The organism is Streptomyces sp. NPDC059003 (assembly GCF_042740445.1).
In the GTDB taxonomy this organism is placed as follows: Bacteria; Actinomycetota; Actinomycetes; order Streptomycetales; family Streptomycetaceae; genus Streptomyces.
Map to the genome: position 1 here is coordinate 7,220 of NZ_JBHYJH010000278.1, position 639 is coordinate 7,858.

The window sequence follows — 639 nt, forward strand, 5'->3', positions numbered from 1 at the left end:
GGCCAGCCTTTTATTGTAGCCAACGCCGTGCGACAGGACCGCCAAGTGCCCTGCGTACGAAGCGAGTTGGCCGCCGAAGCTGGCGGAGAGCGCCAGGTCGACGGGGGTGCGCAGGGCCTGGTCCCACGGCAGGACGGGGACGGCGACGTCCCGCAGGAGTTCGGTGATCCCGGCCTGGAAGGGGGAGGAGCCGGTGCAGGTGGCCAGGAGCTGGACGCGCAGGTCGTCACGGAACAGCGGCACGACGTCGAGCAGGCGGGTCGCCGACGTGACGTTGTGGACGATCAGGAGCACCTTGTGGGTCCGCCCCCGCGTCGCCCACCGCCGGGCCTCGGCCCCGACCGGTACGCGTATCCACTCCTCCCGCCCCTCGAGCACCCCGTCCCCTCTCGGCTCCCCGCGGCCCGCGGCCGACGCAGGCTCGCAACGATAACCGCGAGCACTGCCCCGCCTGGGCGTGGGGCGCCCGGCCCTACGACCGCTCCCGCGCCTCCCTCCGATGCGCCTCCCGTCGCGGCGTGTCCCGTCGTTGCGCCTCCCGTCCGGGCGGGCCCCGCCGGGCCGCCGCCCGCGACTTCCTCAGCGCCGCCAGCTCGTTCTCGCCCTTGCCGCCCCAGACGCCGGAGGTCTGCCCGGACC

1 pseudogene is annotated in these 639 nt (G+C 74.8%); it reads right to left on the reverse strand.

Annotated features, from left to right (window positions below):
• Positions 1-378, reverse strand: a pseudogene (locus ACFWZ5_RS43255) (hypothetical protein); the annotation flags it as partial.
• Positions 379-639: the final 261 nt, after the last annotated feature.